1 protein-coding gene and 1 tRNA gene are annotated in these 1,229 nt (G+C 43.0%); both read left to right on the top strand.

All coding sequences use genetic code 11. The annotated features are described in order from the left end of the window. The first annotated feature begins 31 nt into the window (after positions 1–31). Positions 32–733 carry an IS6 family transposase gene (locus IE082_RS11060; protein ID WP_189493964.1) on the top strand — a complete coding sequence of 234 codons (702 nt, stop codon included), beginning with the start codon at positions 32–34 and terminating at the stop codon, positions 731–733. 408 nt (positions 734–1,141) lie between these two features. Beyond that, positions 1,142–1,218: transfer RNA gene (locus tag IE082_RS11055), tRNA-Ile, on the top strand. Positions 1,219–1,229: the final 11 nt, after the last annotated feature.

The raw sequence follows: 1,229 nt of genomic DNA, 5'->3' as shown, positions 1-1,229 counted from the left end.
GTAAAGCACGGAGTCTGAGTTAGAATGCGGTATGAACCCAACTAATTTGTATGCTCGCCATCGTTTTCCTCCCGAAGTTATAAGTCACTGCGTATGGCTATATTATCGGTTTTCGTTGAGTTACCGTGATATTGAGCTGATGATGGCTGAGCGAGGTTTGGATTTGACTTATGAAACCGTGCGTTATTGGTGTTTGAAATTTGGTTCGCAATACGCCAAGCGCATTAAGAAACATCAGCAGTGTGGCGACCGCTGGCATTTGGATGAAGTGTACTGTCGAATTGGCGGCGAGATGATGTATCTTTGGCGCGCGGTCGATCAAGATGGTCAAACCTTAGACATATTGGTTCAGCGTAAACGCAATGCTCAAGCGGCTTTGAAGTTCCTTAAGAAGCTGAGAAAGCAGGGTGCTTATCCAAGAAGCATAGTGACGGATAAGCTCAAAAGCTATATCAAACCAAGTAAGTGTGTATTTTCTGGAGCAAGGCATATCCGAGACAAAGGCGCGAACAACCGGGCAGAGAACTCACATCAAGCCACTCGATTGCGTGAAGCCAAAATGCGCTGTTTCAAATCACTGGGTCAAGCACAGCGATTTCTCAGCAACTTCGGTTCGATTTATGATTTCTTTAGATTTGATGCACACAAAACTTCGGCTAAAACACACCGAATTTTACGTGCGCGTAGTTTTGAATTCTGGCGAAACCTAACCCAAAATCCGTCTATTGGATGAGGTGAAGCTTGGCTTTGAGGGAATTTCCAACCGTTTTAAGTTAACTTGACAATGCCGAAAAAAGTTTTTTTGATGTTGTTGTCTTGCCAAACCAGTGTTTAAGAGGCTTTGCATATCAACGCAAGAATAAGAAACGCAGAAATCTAAAAAATATCTGAAAAATAGTGTTGACAGGGGCGTGAGTTCAGTTCATAATTTCTGTCTTGGATGTGACGACGCAACAGCGACAAAGCAGACAAAAACGTATTAATGTTTTAGCGATATGCTCTGAAGTGAGATGATTTGGTTGGGGTGTTTTTAAGGGTGAGTAATTAAGTTGCAACGGCAGTAACCTTTAAGAATCAAGGTTTTAAGTGGTGAGTTCTGGCTCGTCATCCTCCACCATAAAGTTTTAGGGGTTATGAAGACGGGTCTTTAGCTCAGTTGGTTAGAGCACTGTGTTGATAACGCAGGGGTCGATGGTTCGAGTCCATCAAGACCCACCATATATTGCTAA

Source organism: Formosimonas limnophila, from assembly GCF_014652675.1.
GTDB classification, from domain to species: domain Bacteria; phylum Pseudomonadota; class Gammaproteobacteria; order Burkholderiales; family Burkholderiaceae; genus Hydromonas; species Hydromonas limnophila.
This window is presented reverse-complemented; position numbering and strand designations above follow the sequence as displayed.

Bases quoted from the DNA above. Each gene is read 5' to 3' on its own strand.
- IE082_RS11060 (WP_189493964.1), top strand. From the start codon at position 32: ATGAACCCAACTAATTTGTATGCTCGCCATCGTTTTCCTCCCGAAGTT.